The 20,793-nt window shown below is 74.2% G+C and carries 13 protein-coding genes; 8 read left to right on the top strand and 5 right to left on the bottom strand.

The window, feature by feature from the left end; genetic code table 11:
• Nucleotides 1-22: 22 nt before the first annotated feature.
• The 3 genes from V4Y03_RS25400 to eccB form a co-directional block, all read right to left on the bottom strand.
• Nucleotides 23-361, bottom strand: a complete 339-nt coding sequence (locus tag V4Y03_RS25400; protein WP_056565814.1) for a WXG100 family type VII secretion target — start codon at nucleotides 359-361, stop codon at nucleotides 23-25.
• Nucleotides 362-551: 190 nt separating this feature from the next.
• Nucleotides 552-1,673: a type VII secretion-associated serine protease mycosin gene (gene mycP / locus V4Y03_RS25395; RefSeq protein WP_442809575.1), complete on the bottom strand. Its 1,122-nt coding sequence runs from the start codon at nucleotides 1,671-1,673 to the stop codon at nucleotides 552-554.
• Between the two features lie 159 nt (nucleotides 1,674-1,832).
• Nucleotides 1,833-3,383, bottom strand: a complete 1,551-nt coding sequence (gene eccB / locus V4Y03_RS25390; protein ID WP_317874343.1) for a type VII secretion protein EccB — start codon at nucleotides 3,381-3,383, stop codon at nucleotides 1,833-1,835.
• Nucleotides 3,384-3,572: 189 nt separating this feature from the next.
• Between eccB and eccE the strand changes: the two genes are divergently transcribed.
• The 8 genes from eccE to V4Y03_RS25350 all read left to right on the top strand — a co-directional run bounded on the left by eccE (nucleotide 3,573) and on the right by V4Y03_RS25350 (nucleotide 15,385).
• Nucleotides 3,573-4,874 carry a type VII secretion protein EccE gene (gene eccE, locus V4Y03_RS25385; RefSeq protein ID WP_332436379.1) on the top strand — a complete coding sequence of 434 codons (1,302 nt, stop codon included), beginning with the start codon at nucleotides 3,573-3,575 and terminating at the stop codon, nucleotides 4,872-4,874.
• Complete coding sequence (locus V4Y03_RS25380) at nucleotides 4,874-5,716, top strand: hypothetical protein (RefSeq protein WP_332436378.1); 843 nt, start codon at nucleotides 4,874-4,876, stop codon at nucleotides 5,714-5,716. Before eccE ends, V4Y03_RS25380 begins: the two co-directional genes overlap by 1 nt.
• Before the next feature lie 217 nt (nucleotides 5,717-5,933).
• Nucleotides 5,934-9,404 (top strand): SCO5717 family growth-regulating ATPase, encoded by a 3,471-nt coding sequence (locus V4Y03_RS25375; protein WP_332436377.1) that lies wholly within the window; start codon nucleotides 5,934-5,936, stop codon nucleotides 9,402-9,404.
• Nucleotides 9,405-9,595: 191 nt separating this feature from the next.
• Nucleotides 9,596-11,434: an ABC transporter substrate-binding protein gene (locus V4Y03_RS25370; RefSeq protein WP_317877208.1), complete on the top strand. Its 1,839-nt coding sequence runs from the start codon at nucleotides 9,596-9,598 to the stop codon at nucleotides 11,432-11,434.
• Nucleotides 11,435-11,437: 3 nt separating this feature from the next.
• Nucleotides 11,438-12,499 carry an ABC transporter permease gene (locus tag V4Y03_RS25365; protein WP_317877206.1) on the top strand — a complete coding sequence of 354 codons (1,062 nt, stop codon included), beginning with the start codon at nucleotides 11,438-11,440 and terminating at the stop codon, nucleotides 12,497-12,499.
• Nucleotides 12,496-13,380, top strand: a complete 885-nt coding sequence (locus V4Y03_RS25360; protein ID WP_332436376.1) for an ABC transporter permease — start codon at nucleotides 12,496-12,498, stop codon at nucleotides 13,378-13,380. Before V4Y03_RS25365 ends, V4Y03_RS25360 begins: the two co-directional genes overlap by 4 nt.
• Entirely contained in the window at nucleotides 13,377-14,342 is a 966-nt protein-coding gene (locus V4Y03_RS25355) for an ABC transporter ATP-binding protein (protein WP_317877204.1), read from the top strand. Before V4Y03_RS25360 ends, V4Y03_RS25355 begins: the two co-directional genes overlap by 4 nt.
• Nucleotides 14,339-15,385 carry an ABC transporter ATP-binding protein gene (locus tag V4Y03_RS25350; RefSeq protein WP_317877203.1) on the top strand — a complete coding sequence of 349 codons (1,047 nt, stop codon included), beginning with the start codon at nucleotides 14,339-14,341 and terminating at the stop codon, nucleotides 15,383-15,385. Before V4Y03_RS25355 ends, V4Y03_RS25350 begins: the two co-directional genes overlap by 4 nt.
• Nucleotides 15,386-15,560: 175 nt before the next feature.
• Here V4Y03_RS25350 and V4Y03_RS25345 read toward each other — a convergent pair whose 3' ends face one another.
• Nucleotides 15,561-16,529: a bifunctional riboflavin kinase/FAD synthetase gene (locus tag V4Y03_RS25345; RefSeq protein ID WP_317877202.1), complete on the bottom strand. Its 969-nt coding sequence runs from the start codon at nucleotides 16,527-16,529 to the stop codon at nucleotides 15,561-15,563.
• A gap of 39 nt (nucleotides 16,530-16,568) precedes the next feature.
• Entirely contained in the window at nucleotides 16,569-20,777 is a 4,209-nt protein-coding gene (locus tag V4Y03_RS25340) for a trypsin-like peptidase domain-containing protein (protein WP_332436375.1), read from the bottom strand.
• Nucleotides 20,778-20,793 lie beyond the last annotated feature (16 nt).

Raw genomic sequence — 20,793 nt, 5'->3', positions numbered from 1 at the left:
AGGACTGGTCGGGCAGGACCGCTCAGGCCATGCCGAGGATGGCGCTCTGGCCGGCGGCGGTGTCGTCCATGGTGCGGAAGGACCGAATACGGTCGTCCTCCTCCTGCGTGAACCCGTCCGCGCTCATGCGCATGATCTCCTCGAGCTTCACGAGCTCGACGCGCATGCTGCGCATACGCTGGTTCAGGTCGTTCTGGACCCGGTCGTACTCCTTGCTCGCAGCGCCCTGCCAGCCCGCCTGGATGCGGTCCACCACGCCGTTGAGGGAGGTGATGCGGGCCTGGAGCTCGTCGTGGAAGTCCTGGATCCGGCCGGCGAGCTTGACTTGTTCGGCACTGGTTACGTTCAGGTCTTTCGACATCTTGCCCCTTCTTCCTTCGGTGGCGTCGACGGCCGGGCCGTCGGGCCATCCGGTCGTGATGCGGACGGGAATCTTCTGATGCCGCCCCCGTGCTGGGTTCGCACTACCGTGCGCCCAGCGGTCACTTTAGCCATTGGCGGCGGCAGTTCCAACTGCAAAGGAGGGTCCGGATACTTGACCGATACGCGGGTCAACGGGCCCTCCTTCCCCTGCGGCTGTCGCGGATCACGACGGCCGTTCCGGTGACCACGGCCACCAGGACGACGCCGATCCCCAACGCGTAGGTGGCGAGCCGTTCGGAGCGCTCCCGGGGAGTCTCCGACAGCGCCAGTGCGGCCGGCTCGGGGGCCGGCGCCTTGGGCGGGCCCGGGTCGGCGGTGGGCTCGGAGGGCGCCACCCCGGGAGGGGTGTCGGCGAGCGCCCGTACCGGGTCGACGATGCCCCAGCCGACGTGCTTGTCGCGGCCGTTGATCGAGCGGACGGCGGTCTGCTCGATCCGGGCGACGATCTGGGCGGCCGTCCAGTCCGGGTGCTCGGCCCGGAGCAGGGCGGCGACGCCGGCGACGTACGGGGCGGAGAAGCTGGTGCCGTTGTCGACGCACTGGCCGCCGCCGGGGACGGTGGAGACGATGTCGACGCCGGGTGCGGCGACGCCGACGAAGGCGCCGGACTGGGAGAACGCGGCGCGTTCGTTGTTCCGGTCGGAGGAGGCGACGGCGAGCACACCGGGGAAGGCGGCCGGGTAGGTGTTCCTGGAGGCGCCGTCCATGCCGTCGTTCCCGGCGGAGGCGACGACCACCACGTTCGCCTCGATCGCGCGGGCGATGGCCAGGCCCATGGGCGAGTCCGCGGCGAGCGGCTGGGTGGTGTCCTGCGAGATGTTGATGACGTGGGCCTTCTGCTTGACCGCCCAGTCGATCGCCAGCGCCATCGTGTCGGACTTGCCGCTGTTCTTCTCGTCGTTCTGCCGGATCGGGATGATCGTCGCCTCGGGCGCGAGACCGACGAAGCCGGTGCCCTTGCGGGGGTGGGCGGCGATGATGCCGGCGACCTTGGTGCCGTGGCCGACGTCGTCGACGGTGCCGTCGGTCTTGCCGCGCAGCTCGTCGCCGTAGCCCGGGTTCTTCTTGTCGGGCTTGAGGAAGTCCTTCCCCGCCTTGGCGTCGACGGCTTCGCGCAGCTGCGGGTTGACGTCGTCGACGCCCGTGTCGATGACGGCGACGCGGACGCCCTTGCCCTTGGTGTCCTGCCACAGCTCGTCGAGCAGGACCCGCTGGAGCGGCCAGGGGGTGCCCTCGATCTGCTTCTTCATCGGGAAGGTGCACTCGCCGCTGCCGTCGAGCCGCCACGGTCCCGGTACGGGCTCCGCGGCGGCGGCCGGGGCCGCGAGGAGGGCGGTGAGCGTGCCGGCGGCGAGCAGGGCGCCCGCGCGGTACGCCGTCGTGCGGTACGTCGTCACCGGTGCCACCCCCTAGGAACCCTGCGGCTGACGCGCGCTGTTGGTGTCGAGCCTCGGCCCCTTCGACAGGAACTCCGACCATTCGATCGGGACGAGGGCCGGCTGGACGTTCTCGTAGCCGAGACGCTTCTGGGCCTCGCTGGGTTCCGGCCGTCCGTCGGTCGGTTTCTCCTTGTCCCCGGCGCCGATCTCGGAACGGTCGGAGTCGCTGTCCCCGTTGGCCTGGACGGCGTACCGCAGGCCGGTGTCGGTGACGAGGAACAGGGAGCCGCCGGGCGTCTTCTGGCCGGCGCCCTGGACCTGGGTGTAGAGCAGGCCGGTGCCCGGGGTGACGTACGTGCTGGTGCCGCCCGCGGTGATGTCGGCGGGGTACTCGGTGCCGGCCCAGGTCGTGACGGTCGCCACGCCCTTGTCGCTGACGCCGGTGAGCACGCTGCAGACGGTGTCGCGCGCGGTGTCGCCGGTGCCGGTGTTGACCTGCTTGGGCCTCAGCCGCGGCCAGCGGGCGCCCGCGTTGAACGGGGTGGGGTCCGGCTCGAAGGAGGAGGCGTCGACGGTGGTGATCTTGCCGTCCATGTCGAGGACGCCGGTCTGCGGGGAGTTGACGAGCAGCCAGGCGGTGAAAGGGGTGACCGGCTGGACCTTCCCCGCGAGGACCACGTAGTCCTGGAGCCCGGCGCCGGTCTCGGCGCTCAGCACCGTGCCGATCCGGTTGTCCGTCGACCGCAGGCCGTCTCCGGGGATGCCGGCGGGGTCGCCGACCCGGCCCTCGACGCGCGGGAAGTCCACCGGGTCGCCGGTCCGCAGGGTGGCGAGCCAGTCGTCGGTGACGGCCTGCGGCTCCCGGCGGAGGCCGACGAGCGCGGTGAGCAGGCCCTTGGAGTCCGCCTTCACCGGGTACTTGGTGCCGGTGTGGTCGACGAGGAACTGGGCGGCGCCCTTCTGTCCCTTGACGTAGAGGATATCGCCGTCCGACAGGCGGTTCTCGTTCTCGGTTCGCTTCAGGTCCCGCTCGGCGAAGAGGAAGGCCGCCTTCTGGACGCTGGCGCCCGCGCCGCCGCCGGGCTGCTCGCACACGGCCCAGCGCTTGGCCTTGCCCGCGTCCTCGGCGGTGGGCAGCCGGTCGGGGGCGTACGGGATGCCGAGGATCGGTCCGCGCGGCGGCTTGCCCTCGTCGAGCTTCTTGTCGGCGACCTGGACGACCTGGAACTGGTCGGGGTTGAGGAGGAGTCGGGCGGAGGCGAGGTTGAGGACCGGGTGGAGCAGGGTCTTCGCGTCCTCGCCCTTGCCGGTCTGCAGGACCACGTACCGGGTGGTCGACTGCTTGCCGACGATGACCCGGGTGCCGGGAGTGTCCCAGCCCTTGGGGGCCTGGGGGCTGAACATGCCCCAGGCGCCGAAGCCTGCGACGACGAGCGCGGCGACGATCAGACCGGGGACGAGTGCGCGCAGCGGCTTCGGCGCCCCCTCCTCCGTGCCCGAGGGCGAGGGTTGGAGGAATGCCGCCACCGTGCGCTTCTTCGCAAAGGTGTACGCGTTGAGCTCGTCCCGCCGCGATGCCATGAGTCCCCATTCTCGTCAGGCGCGATCTTCGCGCGGGAGCCGGGGAGGTGACACCCGGGCCCCGGCTGTCGGACCGGCCCCCTACTATGCCTGCTGTCCCGTGGAGTTCGTGGGGCGGGTAGGGTGATCCGGCCGCCAAAGCCCTGGCGGGCCAGCGTGATCGGGATGAATTGAGGGGGATTCTCCATCATGGCTTCCGCGACGCGGACGCGGCCCGCCGCGGCCACCGCCACCGCACCCCCGTCCCCGGGGCCCGTCGCCTCGGTGTCACCGAGGCTCCAGGCCCGGCCGGGACACTTCGGTTCGTTCCAATTGCAACAACTCGTACTGATCGAGGTGGCGGCCGCTCTGCTGGTCGTCGCCTGGGTCGTCGAGCCGGTGCTGCTGGTGCCGGCGGGCGTGGTCGCCGTCGTGCTCCTCCTGCTGGCCGTCGTACGACGGCACCGTCGGTCCCTGCCCGAGTGGCTGGGAACCTACCTCGCGCTGCGGGCCCGTGGCCGCCGGGCCTCCTCCTTCACCGTGCCGGAGGGCACCGAGCCGGGTTTCGCACCGGTCGTGGAGTGCGACCCCGCGCTGCGGACCTACGCGTACAGCGACCGTGACCGGCGGCCGGTCGGCATGGTCGGCGACGGCACCTTCCTGACGGCCGTCCTGCGCGTCGAGTCGGACGGCACGGCCCTGCGCCCGGACCGCGCGGCGAAGCCGCTGCCCGTCGCGCTCGTCCGGGACGTCCTGAGCGTGGACGGCATCCGGCTGGAGTCGGCGCAGATCGTGCAGCACACCCAGCCGGCGCCCGCCCCGCACCTGCCCGCGCAGTCGATGGCCGCGCGCAACTACGGCCCGCTCCAGGCGCAGACGGGGTCCCCCGCGGTCCGGATCACCTGGATCGCGCTCAAGCTCGACCCCGAACTGTGCCCGGAGGCGGTGGACGCCCGCGGCGGCGGCATGACCGGCGCCCAGAAGTGCGTGGTGCGGGCAGCGGACCAGTTGGCGAGCCGGCTCGCCGGAGCCGGGTTCACGGCGAGCGTGCTGACCGAGCAGGAACTCACCTCGGCGCTCGCCACCTCGACCTGCGCCAGCCCCATGGCCATCGCGCAGGCGGGCCGGGGGCAGGCGCAGGCGCGCAGGACCCAGGAGACCGCGCGGACCTGGCGGGTGGACGACCGCCGGCACACCACGTACTGGGTGGGGCGCTGGCCGCAGCTCGGCGGCCGGAGCGGCGGCGGGGCCTCGATGCCCCAGCTGGTCGCGCTCCTGACCTCGCTGCCCGCGCTCGCGACGACGTTCAGCCTGACGCTGAGCGGCGGGGACCGGCAGGAGGTGACGGTGACCGGACACGTACGGATCACCGGGCGCAGCGACGAGGAACTCGTGGCCGCACGGCACGAACTGGAGCGCGCGGCGCGCGGGGTGAGGACGGGACTCGTGCGACTCGACCGCGAACAGGTGCCGGGCATGCTCGCCACGCTTCCGCTGGGGGGTGCGCGCTGATGTCCGCACCTTCCTTCGGTACGCCGGACCGCGCGGGCGCTTCGGGTGCCACCGGCGTCTCCGGCATCCCCGGTGTCACGGGCGGTTCCGGCCGGGCCGCTTCCCGGGCGACGGATCCCCGGCGTACCGGGCGGGTCACCCGGCCCCGGTTCGGATTCGGGCTCGTCGGGCCGCGCCGCGACCGGCACTCCGTCCCCCTCGAACAGCTCGACGCGATGGCGCTGCCGGTCGGCGACGACGGCATGGTCATCGGCGTCGACGCCGAGAACCGGCCCGCCGTGCTCGGCATCAACAGGCCCGTCCCGTACGACATCACCCTCATCGGCGGTCTGTGGACCGCGCAGGTGATGGCGCTGCGGGCGGCGGCGACGGGCGCCCGGATCGCCGTCGAGACCGGCCGCGCGCAGGCGTGGACCGGGCTCGCGCAGGCCGCGGGCGGCGGGCAGCCGTGCATCTCGCTGCACGACGTGGGGCGGGTACCGCCGCAGGGCGCGTCCGCCGGCAGTCCGGTGGTCGTGGTCCGCGACTGCGGCATGCGGCCTCCGCGCGGCCGGGTCGTGTCCGCGCCCTGGCAGTCGGTGGTGACGCTGCTCCCCTATCTGAGCCCGGTCGCGCCCCGGCTCCTGGAGAAGTCCTCCCTGGTCGGCGTGCAGCGGGTGTCACCCGACGAGGCCGCCCAGATCGGCCGGATCATGAGCCTGCCGCGCCACGAGTACGAGGCCCTGTCGACGCTCGCGGACGGCGTGACCCTCTGGTGCACCCCGAACGACCGCCAGTTCGTGATGACGCAGGCGACGGACGCCGAGACCGGATTGTTGGGCGGCGCGCGCCGCATGGACTGAACGACCCGAAGTCGTTCAAGTACGTCCGCTTTTACATCGATTTGAACGGTCGGGGTTCTCACTCTGCGGCGCGGGCGGGTCACTTGGCGGCCCGGCCGGGTCACGGGGACCCGCGCGGAGGGGCGGTCGGGCCTGCCCCGGGGTTGCCCGCGCCGATTAGGGTGGAAGGGCCCCGCCCACCACGGCACAAGGGTGCTCGACCACACCAGGAGGCAAAGTGAACGGCGATCGCGACGAGATCCACGGGGGTTGGAATCCGCCCGCCGACGATCAGTCCGACGCGGATTCCGCCGAGATGACGGGTGAGTTCACGATCGACTACACCCCGCCCGCCTGGTACACGCAGAACGCGTCGGGCGCTACGGGGGCGGGCGGCGCGACGGGGGGCGGCGGCGCGACTCCTCCGCCGCCGCACGGAGCACCCGTCCCGGTGCCGGGCCTTCCGCAGGGCAGTGGTTTCGAGCCGAGCTGGAACGCGGGACCGGCGGTGCCGCCCGCGCCGCCGGCGGGCCTGCCGCCCATGACGCCCTCGGCCCCGCCGCCGGGTGCGGAGCCCGTGGCCGGGCAGCCCCTGGGGACGCCGCCGGCGGGGGTGCCCCTGGTGGGCGGGCAGCCCGCGGCGATGCCTCCGGCCGCCGGGGGGGCTTTCGCGGTGCCTCCGGCCGTCGCGCCGCCCGTCGTCGCGCCTCCTGCCGCCACGCCGCCGGTCGTTGCTCCCCCGGTCGTCACTCCTCCGGTCGTCACTCCTCCGGTCACCCCGGCTCCGGTCGCCGCTCCTCCGGCCACCCCGGATCCGGCGAACCCGACTCCGGCCACTCCGGCTCCAGGCGTCCCGGCTCCGGTCGTACCGGCTCCGGTCGCCGCTCACGATGCCTCGCTGTCGGGCGACTTCCCGCCCGCCTCCCCACTGCCGGGTGCGCCCGCGTCGCCGCCCCCCGCGCCGTTCGGGGGCGGGGACGTGGAGAGCGGCGCCACCATGCGCTTCTCCCCCGCCGCGCTCCAGCGCGAGATCGCGGACCGCGCGGCCGAGACCGCCGCCGCCTCCGCTGCGGCGACCACGGCGACGCCCGACGCGGCGCCCGTCCAGGCTGCCGACGAGGACTCCGATCCGGCCGGGAACCAGGATCAGGACCAGGGCCAGGACAGCGACTCGGCCGCTGCCGAGAGCGTCGCCGCGTCCGGCTCCGACGTGGCGGAGCCCGTCGACGCCGCCGACGCGGGTGACACCACCGACGCCGTCGAGGCCGTAGAGGCCGGTGCCGAGAGTGCCGCCCCGACGGACGCTCCCGAAGCCGCCACCGCCGACCCCGCCGAAGCGGATGCCGCAGACCCCGCCGACACGGTCACGGACTCCGCGCCGGTCACCGACTCCGTCCCCGCCGAGGCCCCCGCCGACTCCCCGGTGCAGGACACCGCGCCGTACCCGCCGGCCGACGGCGCCCAGCCGCAGGCCCCCGGGCCGTACCCCGGCGCTCCGCAGCCCCCGTTCGCCCCGGCCGGCGCGCAGCCCGGGGCCGGTCTTCCGCCGCTTCCGCCGTCCTTCCAGCCGGCCGCCCCCGGCCCCGCCCAGCAGTGGCCCGCGCAGCCGGCGCCCGGCGCCCAGCCGGTGCCCCCGGCCGCGCCTCTGCCGCCCACCGCCGCCTGGCCGGCCCCCGCGACTCCCGCCGCGCCCGGCCCCGTACCGCCGCAGGCCCAGCCCCAGGCACCCGGCACCTACGGCTACCCGCAGCCGCAGCCCGAGCAGGCACAGCAGGCACAGCCGCAGCCGCACGCGCAGCCCCAGCCGCCCGGCTCCTACGGCTATCCGCAGGCACCCCAGCCCCCCGCCCCGCAGGGCGGCTACGGCTTCCCGCACCCCGGGACCCCTCCGCAGCAGGCCGGTTACGGCTACCCGCAGCAGCCCGGGGCCCCCAGTGGCGTGCCGCCGCAGGCGCAGGGCGGTTACGGCTACCCGCACCCCGCCGCCGTACCGCCGCAGGCCGCGGCCCCCCAGCCGCCGCACGACGGCGGGCCGCCGGTCGACCCCCGGACCGGGGCCGCCTGGCCCTCGCCCGTGACGCACGACCAGCGGGAGCGGTCCGTGCCGGGCGCCCCGCTCGGGTACAACGCGGCCGTCGAGCTCTCCTCCGACCGGCTGCTCCGGAACAACAAGCAGAAGCCCAAATCGAGCCGGACGCCCGGCGGCGCCGCGCGCTTCAAGCTCGGCGGCAAGAAGGAGGAGGCGGAGCGGCAGCGCAAGCTGGAACTGATCCGCACGCCGGTCCTCTCCTGCTATCGGATCGCGGTCATCTCGCTCAAGGGCGGTGTCGGCAAGACCACGACGACGACCGCGCTCGGCGCGACCCTGGCGACCGAGCGGCAGGACAAGATCCTGGCGATCGACGCCAACCCGGACGCCGGCACGCTCGGCCGCCGGGTGCGGCGCGAGACCGGGGCGACCATCCGTGACCTGGTGCAGGCGATCCCGTACCTCCACTCGTACATGGACATCCGCCGGTTCACCTCGCAGGCGCCGTCCGGTCTGGAGATCCTCGCCAACGACGTGGACCCGGCCGTCTCGACGACCTTCAACGACGAGGACTACCGGCGGGCGATCGACGTCCTGGGCAAGCAGTACCCGATCATCCTCACGGACTCGGGCACGGGTCTGCTGTACAGCGCGATGCGCGGGGTGCTCGACCTCGCCGATCAGCTGATCATCATCTCGACGCCCTCCGTGGACGGCGCTTCCAGCGCCTCGACGACCCTGGACTGGCTCTCCGCGCACGGCTACGCGGACCTGGTGCAGCGCTCGATCACGGTCATCTCCGGGGTCCGCGAGACCGGCAAGATGATCAAGGTCGAGGACATCGTGCAGCACTTCCAGACCCGCTGCCGCGGTGTCGTGGTCGTGCCCTTCGACGAGCACCTGTCGGCCGGCGCCGAGGTGGACCTCGACATGATGCGGCCGAAGACCCGGGAGGCGTACTTCCACCTCTCGGCGATGGTGGCCGAGGACTTCGTACGGGCGCAGCAGGCGCAGGGCCTGTGGACCGGCGACGGCCAGGGGACGCTGCCTCCGCACATGGCCCCGCCGATGCCGGGCCACCAGACGCCGGGCCAGCCCGTACCCGGACAGCCCATGCCGGGTCAGCCGATGCCGGGCGGGCAGCCGATGCCGGGGCAGTTCGCCCCCGGGCAGCCGGTTCCGGGGCAGTTCGCTCCCGGGCAGCCCGTACCGGGTCAGCCGTACGGGGCACAGCCGGCGCCCGGCCAGCCGTTCCCGGGCCGGCCCGGACCCGGACAGCAGGCCTCCGGGCAGCCGTACCCGCCGCAGCAGCCGTACGGGCAGCCGCCGGCGCCGGGGCAGCCCTACGGCGGACAGCCCGCGCCCGGTCAGCCCTACGGCGCTCAGCCCCTCCCCGGACAGCAGATGCCCGGCCAGCCCATGCCCGGCCAGCAGCCGATGCCCGGTCAGCAGCCCGTCCCCGGTCAGCCGTACGGCGGACAGCCCGCCCCCGGTCAGCCCTACGGCGCACCTCCCGGGCAGCCCGGCATGCCCCAGGGCTGGCAGCAGCCGGGGGCCGGTCAGCCGCTGCCGCCGCAGGCCGATCCACAGGATCAGGGCCAGGGGAACGACGAGCAGGTCACGCCCCACAACTGGCCCCCGCAGGGCCCCGGACAGGCTCCGCCAGCCCCTCAGCAGTAAGGCGTCACAGGATTAGACCAATGAGGCCCCGTACCGGTCACCCGGTACGGGGCCTCTTGGTATTCCCCCAGTCCACAAGGGGTTTGAGGGATCGTTGACGACGGCAGACCACCGCTGATAAACCTTCGCTTCACCCAACGTCAGCCCAAGATCCACGACAGAACCCCGACGCGAGGTCACGTCCCATGGTCATGGTCACGAAGGCTCCACCCCGTCCTGCCGCCCACCGAGCCCTCCGTCTGCTGCTCGCCTGCGGTGTCACCGCCGTCTCGCTCGTGGCCGTCCCCGGTACCGCCGCCGCGGAGGACGACAAGTCCGCCGGGGGGACGACGCTCACCGTCGCCGTCTCGCAGAGCATCGACTCGCTCAGCCCGTTCCTGGCGCAGAAGCTCACCTCGACCAGCATCCACCGGCTGGCGTACGAGTACCTCACCAACTACGACCCGAAGGACGCCCACGCGGTCCCGGGCCTCGCGACCGCGTGGACCTCCTCGCCGGACAAGCTGACGTGGACGTACACGATCCGCAAGGACTCGATGTGGTCCGACGGGCAGCAGGCCACCGCCGAGGACGCGGCCTGGACCTTCAACAAGATGATGACCGACCCGAACGCGGCCACCGCCAACGGCAGCTTCACGGCCAACTTCGCGCAGGTCACCGCCCCCGATCCGCAGACGCTCGTGATCCGGCTGAAGAAGCCGCAGGCGACGATGACGGCGCTCGACGTGCCGATCGTGCCGAAGCACGTCTGGGAGAAGGTCGGCGACTTCTCGAAGTTCAACAACGACAAGCAGTTCCCCATCGTGGGCAACGGCCCGTTCGTCATCACGGACTTCAAGGTCGACCAGTACATCAAGCTCAAGCCGAACAAGAAGTTCTGGCGGGGCGCGCCGAAGTTCGACGAGCTGGTCTTCAAGTACTACAAGGACGGGGACGCCGCCGTCGCCGCCCTCCAGAAGGGCGAGGTGTCCTTCGTACCGAACCTGACGCCGGCCCAGGCCGCCGCGCTGAAGACCCAGCAGGACATCAAGGTCAACGACGCCCCCGGCCGCCGCTTCTACGCCCTCGCCACCAATCCCGGCGCGAAGGCCCAGGACGGCAAGACCTTCGGCAACGGCCACAAGGCGCTGCTCGACCCGGAGGTGCGCAAGGCGCTCTTCCTCGCGGTGGACCGCGCCACCCTCGTCGACAAGGTCTTCCAGGGCCACGCGGTCGAGGGCGACGGATACATCCCGCCGCGTTTCGGCTCGTACTTCTGGAAGCCGGAGGCCGCGCAGAAGCGGGCGTACGACCCGGCGGCGGCGGAGCGGGTCCTCGACGCGGCCGGGTACCGGAAGAACGCCGCGGGCAAGCGGGTCGGCAAGGACGGCAGGCCGCTGGACTTCCGGATCCTGTGCCACGCGACCGACCCCAACGACAAGGCGGTCGGAAAGTACCTCCAGGAGTGGTGGGGGAAGCTGGGCATCGGTCTGAAGGTGGAGTGCCTGGACAGCGTCTCGGACCCGTGGGTCAAGGGTGACTACGACCTCGCCTTCGACGGCTGGTCGGTCAACCCCGACCCGGACTACGTCCTGTCCATCCACACCTGCGGCACCCTCCCGGCGACGCCGAAGGACTCCGGGGCCACCGACAACTTCATCTGCGACAAGCAGTTCGACGGGCTCTACGCGCAGCAGGCGGTGGAGTACGACGCCGCCAAGCGGGCGGATCTGGTCAAGCGGATGCAGTCCCGGCTGTACGACACGGGGTACATGAACATCATGGCCTACCCGAACGCCCTCGAGGCGTACCGCACGGACCAGATCAAGTCCATCACGACCATGCCCGAGGCAGCCGGAAACCTGTGGGGCCAGGACGGCTACTGGAGCTGGTGGTCGGCCGTGCCGACGGCCTCGGCGTCCGGGGACTCCGGCGACGGCGGCTCGAACACCGGTGTGATCATCGGGATCGGCGCGGCCGTGGTGGTCGTCGTCGGCCTCGGCGTCTTCCTGGGAATGCGCCGCCGCTCCACCGCCGACGACCGCGAGTAGTACGTGACGACGGCAAGCACCCCCGCCGACGTGGCGCGGGCCGACAAGGCCCGCGCCACGGACGGCGCACCCCGCACCGGTTCCTCCCTCGGCTATCTCCGTCACGCGGCGGGGAAGCTGGGCGGCGCGCTCGTCTCGCTCTTCGCCGTTCTCGTCACCAGCTTCTTCCTCTTCCGGATCATCCCCGGTGACCCGGTGAAGGCGATGACGCACGGCGCGCCCACCTCCGCCGAACAACTCGCCACGCTACGGAGGCAGTTCGGGCTCGACTTGCCGCTGTGGCAGCAGTTCACCGACTACTGCGCCAAGGCGCTCAGCGGTGACCTCGGCACCTCCTTCCAGTTCCGCGCCCCCGTCGGGGACCTGATCGCGGAGAAGCTGCCCGCGACGCTGCTCCTCACCGGCGTCGCCGTGGTGATCTACTCGGCGCTCGGGCTCTGGCTCGGCACCCGTTCGGCCTGGCGGCACGGCGGTCCGGGCGACAGGCTGAACACCGGGATCGCGCTGACCCTGTGGTCGGTGCCCTCGTTCTGGCTGGGCCTGCTGCTGATCATCGTGTTCTCGGTGGGCGTCGGCCCGATCCCCGGGCTCTTCCCCACCGGCGGCATGGAGTCGGGCACCGGCGAGACCGGCTTCGCGTACGTCCTCGACGTCGCCCACCACCTCGTCCTGCCGGTCGTCACCCTCGTGGCGGTCGGCTACGCGCAGACCCTCCTCGTGATGCGCTCCTCGCTGCTCGACGAGATGGGCGGCGACTATCTGACGACGGCGCGCGCGAAGGGGCTGCGGGACGACGACGTACGCCGCCGGCACGCCGTGCCGAACGCGCTCCTGCCGACCGTCACCATGATCTTCATCAATCTCGGGCATGTGGCGGCCGGATCGATCCTGGTGGAGACGGTGTTCTCCTGGCCGGGGCTCGGCGGGCTGTTCTACCAGGCGCTCAGCGTGCCCGACCTGCCTCTGGTCCAGGGCCTGTTCGTCGTCTTCGCCGGAGCGATGATCCTGATGAACCTGGTCGCCGACCTGCTCTATCCGCTGCTCGACCCCCGGGTGGGCCGATGACCTCTCTCACATGGGAACGCCGACGGGGCACCGTCGCCCGCTTCTGGCGCGGCTACCGCGGCCACCGCGCCGGGCTCTACGGCCTGGCCGGGCTCGCCGTGATCGCGCTGCTCGCGCTCACCGCGCCGCTGCTCGTCGGCGCCGACGTCCAGTCGGTGACGGAGGCGCCCGGTACGGCCCTGGAGTCACCGAGCGCCGAATTCCCGCTCGGAACCGACCAGTTCGGGCGCTCGCTGCTCGGTCTGCTGATCTGGGGCGCGCGGATCTCGCTGCTCGTCGGGCTGCTCGCGGCGGTCCTCTCGGTCGCCATCGGGACGCTCGTGGGGATCATCGCCGGGCACTACGGCGGCTGGTTCTCGACGGTCGTCATGCGGATCACCGACTGGTTCCTGGTGATGCCGACCCTCGTCCTCGCGATCGTGCTCGCCACCGTCATGTCCCGGTCGATGTGGACGGTGGTCCTGGCCATCGGGGTGACCTCCTGGCCGACCACCGCCCGCCTGGTGCGGGCCCAGACGATCGCGGTCGAGTCCCGCCCGTACATCGAGCGGGCGACCGCGCTCGGCGGCGGCCACGGGCACGTCATGAGCAGGCACGTCCTGCCCAACGTGATGCCGCTGGTGCTCGCGCAGACCACGCTGGGCATCTCCACCGCCATCCTGACCGAGGCGACCCTCGCCTTCCTCGGGCTCGGCGACCCCACGGTGGTCTCCTGGGGCGGGATGCTCCAGGACGCCCGCGAGGCGGGCGCGGTCTCCTCCGGGCACTGGTGGTACCTGGCCCCGCCCGGCATCGCCATCGCCCTGGTCGCGCTCGCGTTCACCCTGTGCGGCCGGGCGGTCGAGTCCGTGCTCAACCCGAAGCTGGGGGTGGGGCGATGAGCCTCCTCGACGTACGGGACCTCCATGTGACGTACGGGACGGGCGCGAACGCCGTGCCCGCCGTGCGCGGGGTCGACCTGACCCTGGAGGCGGGCAGCAAGCTCGGGGTGGCCGGCGAGTCCGGCTGCGGCAAGTCCACGCTGGCGCTCGCGCTGCTGCGGCTGCTTCCCCCGTCGGCGCGGGTGGAGGGCGAGATCCGGCTCGACGGCGACGACGTCCTCGCCATGAAGTGGGGGCGGCTGCGGGCCGTGCGCTGGGCGGGCGCGTCGATCGTCTTCCAGGGCGCGATGCACTCGCTCAACGCGGTGCACCGCATCGGGGACCAGATCGCCGAACCCCTGCTCGTACACGGCCGGGCGACCCCGGCGGCGGCCCGGAAGCGGGCGGGTGAGCTGCTGGAGCACGTCGGACTGCCGGCCGCCCGCGCCGCCGCGTACCCGCACGAGCTGTCCGGCGGCCAGCGGCAGCGCGTGATGATCGCGATGGCCCTGGCCTGCGACCCCCGGCTGATCGTCGCGGACGAGCCGACGACCGCGCTCGACGTGATGATCCAGGCGCAGATCCTGCGGCTGATCGAAGGGCTCGTCGCCGAGCAGTCCATCGGCCTGCTGATGATCAGCCACGACCTGGCCGTCCTCTCCGACACCTGCGACCGGCTCGCCGTGATGTACGCGGGCCGGGTCGTCGAGGAGGGGCCGGCGCGGACGGTGTACGAGGCGGCCCGGCACCCATACGGGCGGGCGCTGTCCTCGGCGTTCCCGCGCGTCGGGGACCTCGCCTCCCGGCGGGCGCCGCGCGGACTGCCGGGCGACCCGCCGGACCCGGCCGACCTGCCCGGCGGCTGCACCTTCCGTCCGCGCTGCCCGGTGGCGGTGGACGCGTGCGCGGAACACGACCAGGAGCTGCGGGAGGCGGGTGCGGGGCACCGGGCCGCCTGCGTCCATGTGGGGAGCACGTCATGAGTACGGAGACGGCCGGAGGTACGGAGACGGCGGGGGGTACGGGGACGGCCGGGCGTACGGAGTCGGCCGGGGGCCCGCTGCTGTCGGCGCGCGGGCTGCACGTCACCTTCCCCGGGCGGCGGGGCGCGGCGCCCGCGCGCGCGGTCGACGGGGTCGACCTGGACATCGGCGCGGGCGAGATCGTGGCCCTCGTCGGGGAGTCCGGCTGCGGCAAGACGACCCTCGCGCGCTCGCTCCTCGGCCTGGTCCGGCCGACCTCGGGCACGGTCGCCTTCGACGGGAAGCCGCTCGGGTACTCCTCCGGGGCGCTCAAGGCCTACCGGAAGCGGGCGCAGCTGGTCCTCCAGGACCCCAGCGGCTCGCTGAACCCCCGGCACACCGTGTACGACGCGGTGGCGGAGGGACTGCGGATCCACGGATACGCCGGCGACGAGCGGGAGGCGGTCGCCGGAGCGCTCGCGCGTGCCGGGCTGCGGCCACCGGAGCGCTTCTTCCTGCGCTACCCGCACGAGCTGTCCGGCGGCCAGCGGCAGCGGGTCGTCATCGCCGGAGCACTGGTCCTGGAGCCCGAACTCATCGTGGCCGACGAGCCGGTGGCCTCCCTGGACGCGTCCGTACGGGGCGAGATCCTGGCGCTGCTGCTGCGCCTGCGGGACGAACTCGGTCTGTCCGCACTGGTGGTGACCCACGACCTGGGTCTCGCGTGGAACATCGCGGACCGGGTGGCGGTGATGTACCTGGGCCGGGTCGTGGAGACCGGCACGGTGGAATCCGTCCTGACCAACCCGCGACACCCCTACACACAGGCGCTGTTGTCGGTGCTCCCGGAGTCCGGCGGCGACCCGGTCGTCCTGACCGGCGAGCCCCCGGACCCGTCCCGCATCCCCTCCGGCTGCCGCTTCCACGCCCGCTGCCAGATCCTGGCCTCGGGCGAGGCGAACGAGGTGGAGCACCGCTGCCGCAACGAGAACCTGCCGATCCTGACGACCGGCGGGGGGCGGGCGGTGGCGTGCCACTGGGTGACGCGGGGGGCGACGGACTGAGAGGGCGGAGGCCCGGCCCTGTCTGCCCTGGGGCCTGTCGTCACACTCCCGTCGTCGCCCGAAGGGCGGCCCCACGGCGTCCGGTGCGTGCGCTCGGCGTGCCGGGCGGAAGCCCTCGTACTGGACCGTACTCGGGCTTTCGCCCGGTGCGGCGAGAGCGCGTGCGGCGGAGAGCTCAGCCGGCGGAGGGGTTCTCCGTGTCGTACGTGTCCGTCAGCTCGCGGCACCGCTTCACATCGGCGGCCATCGCCTGGAGCAGATCGTCCAGGGTGTCGAACTTCAGCATCCCGCGGACGTACTCCAGGAAGTCCACGGCCACGTGGAGCCCGTACAGGTCGAGGCCCTCGCGGTCGATCGCGTACGCCTCGACGGTCCGCTCGGTGCCGTCGAACTGCGGGTTCGTGCCGACCGAGATGGCCGCCGGCATCCGCTCCCCCGCGGCCGTCAGCCACCCGGCGTACACGCCGTCCGCCGGGATCGCGGTGTGCGGCAGCGTCTCGACGTTGGCCGTCGGGAAGCCCAGCTCCCGGCCGCGCTGGGCGCCGCGGACGACGATGCCCTCGACGCGGTGCGGGCGGCCGAGGATCTCGGCGGCACCGGCGATGTCGCCCTCGGCGACGAGCCGGCGGGTGAGGGTGGAGGAGAAGGGCTGACCGCCGCCGGCCGCGCCGCTGACGTACAGGTCGACGACCTCGACCTCGTAGTCGTAGGTGGCGCCCAGCTCGGACAGGAAGGCGACATTCCCCGCGGCCCGGTGTCCGAAGCGGAAGTTGGGGCCCTCGATGACGGCCTTCGCGTGCAGCTTGTCGACGAGCACCTTGACGATGAACTCGGCCGGGGACAGCTGGGAGAACTCGGCGGTGAACGGCAGCACGAGCACCGCGTCCACTCCGAGGCCGGCCATCAGCTCGGCGCGCCGGTGGTGCGGGGCGAGCAGCGGCGGGTGGCTGCCGGGCCGCACGACCTCGGACGGGTGCGGGTCGAAGGTGACCACGACGGAGGGGACGCCCAGCTCACGGGCGCGCTCGACGGCCCGCCCGATGATCAGCTGGTGTCCGCGGTGCACCCCGTCGTAGGAGCCGATGGTGACGACGCTGCGCCCCCAGTCCTGGGGGATGTCCTCCAAGCCACGCCAGCGCTGCACTGTGACCGCTCCTCGTCCGCCTGTTCGCCCTGTTCGCCTTTACGCAGGTCTAAGACTGCCATGCCCACGGCCGTCGGTTCGCATCGGCATGGAAGTGCCGTGGCCCCGCAGGGCCCGGACGGTCTCCGGGCCGAGCAATGGCGCCCACTCGCCGGGGGCGGCGGCCGTCCAGGCGGCGAGCAGGACGGCGAAGGCGGGCCGCGCGCGGACCAGCCCGGCCAGCGCCCGGTCGAGCCGTCCCGCCCCTTCGGCCGTACGGCTCCACAGGGCGCCGACACGGTGGGTCAGCTCCCGGGTACGGGGCTCGCTGCGCCGCTCGGCGCCCTCGGCGGCGGCCGTCAGGAGGGCGTCGAGGACGGAGTCCTCCCCGGTCCCGGCCTCGTACCGCTCGTGTTCCAGGAGTACGTCGAGCAGTTCGGCCCGCAGATGGCGTGAGGCGCCGGTGCCGGGGGCGGCGAGGACGGGGGCGAGGGCGCGGCGGACGGCGGCGGGGCGGCCCCGGAGCAGGCCCACGACCAGCGGGAAGAGCACGGCCCTGGCCGCCGGTCCGTCCTCGAAGCGGCGGTCCACGAACGCGGCCACGTGCCCGGCGCCCTCGGGGTGCCGGGCGACGTAGTCACGGACGAGGGCGGCGATACGGCGGGCGAGGGCGGGCGTGTCGACCTCGGCGAGGGCCCGCAGGGCGGCGGCGGGGGCCTCGCCGCCGCCGTACAGCCTGGCGCGGAAGGCGGCGAGGACCGGTCCCGGGTCGGTCGCCAGGGCGTCCACGAGGGCCCGTGCGGGCACCCGTGGCTCCGCGAGGGCGCGGGGCAGGTGCCGGGCGCGGCTGTGCGGGTCGCGGACGAGGAGGCCGAGGGCGGCGCCGTGGAGGCTCCGGTCGCCGGGGCGGGCGAGCAGGGCGAGAGCGGCGTAACGGAGGAGTTCGCGGTCGGCGGGGCCGGTGGCGTGAGCGGCGACGCGGTGCCCGTACGCGGCGGCGGCGGCGCGCCGCTCGGGGCGCCCGTCGTCGTGGGCCCAGCGGTCGACGGCCCGGCAGACGGCGGAGGGCTCGTCCTCGGCGAGCGCGGCGAGGAGGCCTTCGGCGAGCGGGTGGGCGGTGGCGACGAGCGCCTCGCAGAGATCGTCGACGGCGAGCGCCCGATGGGTGTGCAGCAGGGCCTGGGCGGCGGTGGCGACGGTCGCGGACGGCGCGGCGGGAAGCTCCCGCTCGTCGCCGAACCACCGGCAGAGGAGGGGCTGGACGCCCCGGGGATCGGCGACGAGCATGGCGGCGACGAGGTCGAGCGCGCGGGCGCCGGGGTTCGGGGACCGGGCGCCGTCGAGTGGTTCCCCGGGCCCGCCCGGTGGCGGATCGGACGGTACGAGGCGGCGGAGGAGGTCGATCCGTTCGTCCTCGCCCAGCGGGAGTCCGAGCCAGAAGTCCGGGCCGAACGCGGCGAACACGCTGTGCCGCTCGGCCCGTGCGCCGATCAGGTCGGCGAGGAGCCGCAGAACCGGCAGGTACGCCCGGAGGTCCGGCAGACGGCGCACGCTCTCCCCGAACAGCCGGGCGGCCCACCAGGCGCCGTCCCCCGGACCACCCCCGCCGGCCTCGGCGAAACCGGAGAGGGCCAGGGCCAGGAGGCGCAGCCGGGGGCCGAGGGCGTCGGGCCCGTGCTCGCGGTGGAGCAGCAGGAGGGCCTGGAGCACGGGCCCGATGCGATGCCGAGGGACGGGCGGCGGGGCGTCGTCGACGGCGGTACGGGGCCGGGGGACACGGCTGTCCCCACCGGGCGGGCCGTCGGGACGCCCGGCCGGCCGGCCGGCGGCGACAGGCCCGGCAGGCGGGCCGGAGAGCAGCCCCGCCCCCGCAGCCAGCCGGGCGGGCGGCCCGTCGAGGCGCCCTGCGGACGGTCCTACGGCAGCCCCGGCAGGCGGGCCGGAATGCCGCCCCGCGACCAGCCCGCCGGACGCACCGGCAGGACGCCCGGCGGACGGCCCTGCGGCAGCCCCCGCAGACGGCCCGGAAAGCAGCCCCGTATCCAGCCCGGCGGACGCGCCGGCAGGGCGCCCGGGAACCGGCCCGGCGGACGGGCCCGAGGTGTGCCCCGCAGCAGCCCCGGCAGGCGGGCCGGAATGCTGCCCCGCAACCAGCCCGGCAGCCGCAGCCTCAGCCTCAGAGCGCCCGGCGACCGGCCCGGCCGGCCCGCCGGCAGGGCGCCCGGCAGGCTGGTCGGACAGCCCGGCCCCAGCCGGCACGGCCGCCGCGCCCGAAGCGTGCCCCGGCCCTGCGCCGAGGAGCGCGTTCAGGGCGCCGTCCACGTCTAGGTGGGCGGCCTGGAGCCAGTCGCCCAGTTCCTCGTGGGCGAAGCGGTAGCCCGTGCCCGCCGGGGTGAGGAGGCCTTCCGTGAGGACGGCCGGGGCCCAGCCCTCCCGCCAGGGGAACAGTTCCTCGAACGACGCCCGGTCGAGGACGCCGTGCCCGGGGCCCAGGCAGCGCCGCGCCGCCTCGTGGACCTGGCCCGTGACGCGCGCGGCGAGACGGCGGACGGCGGTCCCCCGGACCAGGGGCCGGGTCCCCGCCGCGATCCGGACGGCGATCCGCAGGCACATCAGGTCCAGGTGGGCGGTGAAGATCTCCTCGCGGCCGGGCCGCCCCGGCACCACGCCGGGCAGCGCGGCGCGCACCTCGGCGAGCAGGCGCAGGGCGAGCGGGTGGCGGGCGTCGGCCTCGGCGAGGTCCGTGTCACCGAGGCCGTACCCCTGGCGTACCGCCCGCGCCTCCGCCTCGGTGTACGGGCCGAGAACGAGCGCGCCGGGCAGCCCGTCGCCGGACCCGAAGACCGCCCGACGCAGCCCGCCGAAGAGTCCCTGGTCCAGCCCGACCGCCATCCCGCGCATCACACCGGACAGCCCGCCGTCCGGTCCGGTCGCCGTCCCGTGCGGCCCGCCGGACAGCCCTTCCCCCGGCCCTCCCACCGTCCCTTGCGGCCCGCCGGACAGCCCGCCGTCCGGTCCGGTCGCCGTCCCGTGCGGCCCGCCGGACAGCCCTTCCCCCGGTCCGGTCACCGTCCGGTGCAGCGCCCCCGGGGTGTACAGGGCCCCGGCCTGCTCCCAGTGCTCCGGGCGGCACGCCGTGACCAGGTGGACCCCGTGGGCGCCGAGCCAGTCCTCCGTGGCCGTGGTCCACGCGGCGAGGCGGTGGGCCAGGAGTGGGGGCATCTCCTCGGGGCCGTCGAGGACGACGAGGAGGGGGCGGCCCGCGTCGCGGGCGAGGGCGGCGGCCCGCTCCGGGGTGGCGGTGCCGGTGTCGCCGGCCGCCCCGGAGGCCGCGACGATGCGCCCGGCCTGGTGCAGGGCGCGTCCGACGGCGTCGGCCAGGGACCGGTCCTCCGCGCGCAGATCGGCGCCGCGCAGCCGGACGGTGGGGGCGGGCGCGACACCCCGGGCGCGGCGGGCGCAGAGCGCGGCGAGGGCGGTGGTACGTCCGGTGCCGGGGGCGCCGACGAGGGCGAGTACGGGTGTGTCTCCGGCGGTGAAGCGGGCGAACTCGCGGACGCACTGGGGGCGTTCGACGGGTTCGGGCCACGGGTCGGACTCCGGCCCGGGTCCCGTGGAGGTGGCGGTGAGTTCCAGGATTCCGGCGAGGTTGAGGTCGGGGCCGTAGGCGGGGACCGTGGCGGCGTTGCGCCGGAGGAGGGCGGCGAGGGGGCCTCGGGGCCGGAGCGGGACCGCGTATCCGGCGGCCGGCCGTTCGCCGTGCAGGGCGGTGCCGAGGACGGCGAGGACGGTACCGGTGGCGGTGTCGAGGACGGGCCCGCCGGCCGCCTGCCCGCCGATCCGGAGGGCCTCCGCGCCCTCGGTGCCGATGGCGAGTTCGAGCGCGTCGGTGAGACTGTGGAAGCGGTCGGCGGCGGCGTACGTGACGGCGGCGGGGCCGAGGACGCGCGCCTCGCGCCAGCCGAGGGCGGCGATCCGTACGTACGTGCCGGGTTCCGTCTCGCCCCGGGTGGCCACCGGCAGCGGCCGTACGCCGAGTCCTTCGGTGCGGACGAGGGCGAGGCCGCTCTCGGGCAGCGGGGTGACGGCCTCCGGCTCGGCGAGCCAGGTGCGCTCGTCGGGCGCCCTCACCAGGACACGGCTGAGCCCGTCGACGGCTTCGTGACTGGTGACGACCGTTCCGTGGTGGTCGGCGAGGAATCCGGTGCCGCGCGGCCGGCCCGCCTGATCGCAGATCCGTACCAGCGTCGCCAGGTCCCCGCGTCCCATGGTGGAGACGGTAGGC

Origin of the sequence: Streptomyces sp. P9-A4 (assembly GCF_036634195.1) — a bacterium.
Lineage (GTDB): Bacteria > Actinomycetota > Actinomycetes > Streptomycetales > Streptomycetaceae > Streptomyces.
Note: the sequence above shows the minus strand (reverse complement) of the source record. Positions and strands in the feature narration are given on the sequence as shown.